This is a genomic window from Mesorhizobium sp. M7A.F.Ca.CA.003.01.2.1, from assembly GCF_003998945.1.
GTDB lineage: Bacteria > Pseudomonadota > Alphaproteobacteria > Rhizobiales > Rhizobiaceae > Mesorhizobium > Mesorhizobium ciceri.
Genome location: NZ_RZRA01000343.1, coordinates 1 through 5,269, shown reverse-complemented (window position 1 = coordinate 5,269; position 5,269 = coordinate 1). Strand labels below are relative to the sequence as shown.

Here is a 5,269-nt window from a genome sequence, read left to right as displayed (position 1 = left end):
ACCAAGGATGCCGGCAAGATCGCCGGCCTTGAAGTGCTGCGCATCATCAACGAGCCGACCGCGGCAGCGCTTGCCTATGGCCTCGACAAGAAGGAAGGCAAGACCATTGCCGTCTATGACCTTGGCGGCGGCACGTTCGACATTTCGGTGCTCGAAATCGGCGATGGCGTGTTCGAGGTCAAGTCGACCAATGGCGACACCTTCCTCGGCGGCGAGGATTTCGACATGCGCCTGGTCGAATACCTGGCGGCCGAGTTCAAGAAGGAACAGGGCATCGACCTGAAGAACGATAAGCTTGCCCTGCAGCGCCTCAAGGAGGCGGCTGAAAAGGCCAAGATCGAGCTGTCGTCGACCACCCAGACCGAAATCAACCTGCCCTTCATCACCGCCGACGCGACCGGGCCGAAGCACCTGACGCTGAAGCTGACGCGCGCCAAGTTCGAGCAGCTGGTCGACGACCTCGTCCAGCGCACGATTGCCCCTTGCAAGGCGGCGTTGAAGGATGCCGGCCTGAAGGCGGGCGAGATCGACGAAGTCGTTCTGGTCGGCGGCATGACCCGCATGCCCAAGATCCAGGAAATCGTGAAGCAGTTCTTCGGCAAGGAGCCGCACAAGGGCGTCAATCCGGATGAGGTCGTCGCTCTCGGCGCCGCCATCCAGGCCGGCGTGCTGCAGGGCGACGTCAAGGACGTGCTGTTGCTCGACGTGACGCCGCTGTCGCTCGGCATCGAGACGCTGGGTGGCGTGTTCACCCGCCTGATCGAACGCAACACGACGATCCCGACCAAGAAGAGCCAGGTGTTCTCGACGGCCGAGGACTCACAGTCGGCAGTGACCATCCGGGTCTTCCAGGGTGAGCGCGAAATGGCCGCCGACAACAAGGCGCTCGGCCAGTTCGACCTGGTCGGCATTCCGCCGGCGCCGCGCGGCGTACCGCAGATCGAGGTCACCTTCGACATCGACGCCAACGGCATCGTCAACGTTTCGGCCAAGGACAAGGGCACCGGCAAGGAGCACCAGATCCGCATCCAGGCATCGGGTGGTCTTTCGGACGCCGACATCGAGAAGATGGTCAAGGACGCCGAGGCCAATGCCGAGACCGACAAGAAGCGGCGTGCGCTGGTCGAGGCCCGCAACCAGGCCGAAGCGCTGCTGCATTCCTCGGAGAAGTCGCTGAAGGAATATGGCGACAAGGTTTCGGAAGGCGAGCGCACGGCGATCTCCGACGCGATCGCGGCGCTGAAGACCGCGACCGAAGGCGACGACGCGGCCGACATCGAAGCCAAGAGCCAGGCGCTGGCCGAGGCTTCTATGAAGCTTGGCCAGGCCATGTACGAGGCTTCGCAGAAGGAAGCGGCGGAAGCCGACGCCAAGGCGGACGCCGCCAAGGACAGTGACGTTGTCGACGCCGATTTCGAGGAAATCGACGAGGACGACGACAAGAAGAAGTCGGCCTGAACCGTTTGACGGCAAGATAAAGCGAAAAGCCCGGCGAAGGCCGGGCTTTTTTGCAACCCCTTGCAGAAAAACAGCGGGCCTTGCTGAAAAAATGCAGGCAAAGCCGCGTCGACACTGGCATCCCCCTTCCATCGCACCTAAATCGAAGCGTCAGTGCCGGCAAGAGACGCAACAATGCTTCAAGACGTTGAGCATCCGGACAGCGGGAAAAAATGAAAGCTGATTTCTACGAGACGCTGGGCGTGCAAAAAGGCGCCGATGAGAAGGAGCTCAAGAGCGCTTTCCGCAAGCTCGCCATGCAGTTCCATCCCGATCGCAACCCCGGCGACCATTCCTGCGAGCACAAGTTCAAGGAAATCAACGAAGCCTACGAGACGCTGAAAGACCCGCAGAAGCGCGCGGCCTATGACCGCTTCGGCCACGCCGCCTTCGAACAGGGCGGCATGAATGGCGGGGCCCAGGGCTTTGGCGCCGGCGGCTTCGCCGACATTTTCGAGGACATTTTCGGCGACATGATGGGCGGGCGCCAGCGCCGCTCGTCGGGCGGCCGCGAGCGCGGCGCCGACCTGCGCTACAACATGGAAATCACCCTGGAAGAGGCTTTTGCCGGCAAGACCGCACAGATCCGGGTGCCGGCGTCGATCTCGTGCTCTGAATGTTCGGGCAGCGGCGCCAAGCCCGGCACCCAGCCCGTCACCTGCTCGATGTGCAACGGCCACGGCAAGGTGCGCGCCACGCAAGGTTTCTTCTCGATCGAGCGGACCTGCCCGCAATGCCAGGGGCGCGGCCAGACGATCAAGGATCCGTGCCCGAAATGCGCCGGCCAGGGCCGCGTCACCGAGGAGCGTTCGCTGTCGGTCAACATCCCGGCCGGCATCGAGGACGGCACCCGCATCCGCCTTGCCAATGAGGGCGAAGCCGGCCTGCGCGGCGGGCCCTCGGGCGACCTCTATATTTTCCTGGCGGTCAAACCGCACGAGTTCTTCCAGCGCGACGGCGCCGATCTCTATTGCAAGGTGCCGATCTCGATGACGACGGCAGCCCTTGGCGGCTCCTTCGAGGTGACGACGCTGGACGGCACGCAGACCAAGGTCAAGGTGACCGAAGGCACACAGAACGGGCGCCAGTTCCGCCTCAAGGGCAAGGGCATGCCTGTGCTGCGCCAGCCCAATGTCGGCGACCTCTACATCCAGACCGCGGTCGAGACGCCGCAGAACCTGACCCGGCGCCAGCGCGAACTTCTGGAGGAGTTCGAACAGCTCTCCTCGCAGGACAATTCGCCTCAATCGAGCGGCTTTTTCGCCCGTATGAAGGATTTCTTCGAGTCTTTCGGCGAGCGTTGATGCACTTTGGCCCGCGTAAGCCGATTTGCCACGCGTAAATCCTTGAATCGCGTCACCCCTTGAGACGCGACGAAAATTATCTTATCCACGACATGCGTCCGGCCGCGCCTTGCCTAGCACCGCTCAGGTGCTAAGTAACTTTGCGGGGAGCGCTGAGGAGAGCTTGCATGACACGTGGCCCTGGACTGCGGAAGGCGCTTGTCGAAAAGTTCGACGACGAACTCAAATTCTTCAAGGGCTGGATCGACAAGCCGAAGACGGTTGGCTCGATCGTGCCGACCAGTTCGATCACCGCGCGCAAGATGGCCTCGATCGTCAATCCTAAATCCGGCCTGCCAGTGCTCGAGGTCGGTCCCGGTACCGGCGTCATCACCCGCGCCATCCTCGCCCAGGGCGTACGCCCCGAAAACCTCTACGCTGTCGAATATTCCACGGATTTCGTTCGTCACCTGCGGCGGCTCTATCCCGGCGTCAACGTCATCGAGGGCGACGCCTTCAACCTCAACGCCACGCTTGGCGACAAGAGCGGGATGATCTTCGATTCCGTCGTTTCGGGCGTGCCGCTGCTCAACTTTCCGGTCGCCCAGCGCATCGCCTATATCGAGAGCCTGCTCGACCGCATCCCGGCCGGACGGCCGATCGTGCAGTTGACCTATGGCCCGATGTCGCCGATCCCACCCGGCCGCGGCAATTATACGGTCAAACATTTCGATTTCATCCTCCGCAACATTCCGCCGACGCAGCTGTGGATCTATCGCCGCGAAGCGCACTAGTGAGAAGGGAATAAGGCAATAGGGGAGTAAGGGAGTAGGGATGAAGGGTTCCATTTCCAGGCTATTTTCTACTCCCATATTCCCTACTGCCCTATTCCCCTATCCTATCCAGCCGTTGATTTGAGCCGTCCTTGGCTGTACCTGTCCGGGAACAAGGGTGGCCAATGGCAGTGATCCCGAAAATCCTCGTCTTCGCCGGCTCGGTGCGCAGCGGCGCCTATAGCGGCAGGGCCGCCGACGTGGCGCAAAAGGAACTCGCCATGCAAGGTGCCGAGGTGACCCGCATCTCGCTCGCCGAATACCCCCTGCCGATCATGGACGAAGACCTGGAAAAGGAAAAAGGCGTTCCCGAAAACGCCCAGAAACTCGGCCGTCTCATCATGGCCCATGACGGGCTGCTGATCGCCACGCCCGAATATAACGGCTCCATTCCGCCGCTGCTCAAGAACACGATCGACTGGGTGAGCCGGGTGCGCAGGGATGGTGGCCGGCCAGTCAGGCCGCTGGCCGGCAAGGTCGTTGGCCTTTGCTCGTCCTCCAACGGGCACTTTGCCGGTATCCGCTGCATCAACCATCTGCGCGCGGTGCTGGTGCGTTGCCAGATGGAGGTGGTGACGCCGGAATGCTCGGTGCCCGACGGCGGTGACGCCTTCGACGAGGATGGAAATTTCCGTGACGAAAGACTGCACAAATCGATGGAGCACCTATGCCGCACGCTGATCGAGACCTCGCGCCTGCTGTCCACCCGGATCGAGGCATGATCGCCAATAGCATGCGCGACCGGCTCATCGTCGGCCTCGACGTGCCGACAGTGAAGCAAGCCGAGCAGGCAGTGCGCGAACTCGACGGCATCGTCTCCTTCTACAAGATCGGCTACCAGCTTGCCTTCGCCGGCGGGCTCGACTTCGCCAGGGAGCTGGCCAGCGGCGGCACCAACGTCTTCCTAGACATGAAGCTGCTCGACATCGACCACACGGTGGCCAAGGGTGTCGAGAACATCGTCAAGATGGGCGTGACCATGCTGACCATTCACGCCTATCCCAAGGCTATGCAGGCCGCCGTAGAGGCGGCCAGAGGCAGCGACCTTTGCCTGCTTGCCGTCAGCGTTCTGACCTCGATGGACGAGCAGGACATGATCGACGTCGGCTATGAGTACGATCCGCATACGCTGGTGCTTAGGCGCTCGGAACAGGCGCTGCATGCCGGCATGGGCGGCATCGTCTGCTCGGCCGCGGAGGCCGAGGCGGTGCGCCGGATCGTGGGACCCGACATGGCGGTGGTGACGCCCGGCATCCGGCCGGCGGGCAGCGACCATGGCGACCAGAAGCGTGTGGTGACGCCGGGCCAGGCGATTCGCAACGGCGCCAGCCACCTCGTCGTCGGCCGTCCGATCATTGCTGCGGCCAACAAACGGGAAGCGGCCGAAGCCATCCTCGACGAGATGCGCTCGGCCTGAGATTTCCAGGAACAAGTTCGGAGACCAAGAAAATGCCCAAAGGATATTGGATCGCTCGTGTCGATGTGCGCGACGCGGAAGGCTACAAGGACTATGTCGCCGCCGCCAAACCTGCCTTCGAGCGCTTCGGGGCGAAGTTCCTGGCGCGCGGCGGCGAGTACGAAAAGGCCGAAGGCCCCGGCCGCGCACGCAATGTCATTATCGAGTTCGAATCGCTGGCTGCCGCACACGATTGCTAC

At 62.5% G+C, this 5,269-nt stretch carries 6 protein-coding genes; all 6 read left to right on the top strand.

All coding sequences use genetic code 11. The annotated features are described in order from the left end of the window. The coding region (gene dnaK, locus EN969_RS15580) for a molecular chaperone DnaK (protein WP_127419227.1) at positions 1–1,458 on the top strand (1,458 nt) is incomplete at its 5' end. A gap of 212 nt (positions 1,459–1,670) precedes the next feature. Further along, complete coding sequence (dnaJ, locus tag EN969_RS15575; RefSeq protein WP_013528587.1) at positions 1,671–2,801, top strand: molecular chaperone DnaJ; 1,131 nt, start codon at positions 1,671–1,673, stop codon at positions 2,799–2,801. 167 nt (positions 2,802–2,968) lie between these two features. After that, positions 2,969–3,574 (top strand): phospholipid N-methyltransferase PmtA, encoded by a 606-nt coding sequence (gene pmtA / locus EN969_RS15570; RefSeq protein WP_013528588.1) that lies wholly within the window; start codon positions 2,969–2,971, stop codon positions 3,572–3,574. A gap of 164 nt (positions 3,575–3,738) precedes the next feature. Continuing rightward, positions 3,739–4,335 (top strand): NADPH-dependent FMN reductase, encoded by a 597-nt coding sequence (locus EN969_RS15565; protein WP_063169676.1) that lies wholly within the window; start codon positions 3,739–3,741, stop codon positions 4,333–4,335. After that, positions 4,332–5,030 (top strand): orotidine-5'-phosphate decarboxylase, encoded by a 699-nt coding sequence (gene pyrF, locus EN969_RS15560; RefSeq protein WP_013528590.1) that lies wholly within the window; start codon positions 4,332–4,334, stop codon positions 5,028–5,030. The genes EN969_RS15565 and pyrF overlap by 4 nt, the downstream gene beginning before the upstream one ends. Positions 5,031–5,062: 32 nt before the next feature. Further along, on the top strand, positions 5,063–5,269 hold a 207-nt coding region (locus EN969_RS15555), incomplete at its 3' end, for a DUF1330 domain-containing protein (protein WP_127419226.1).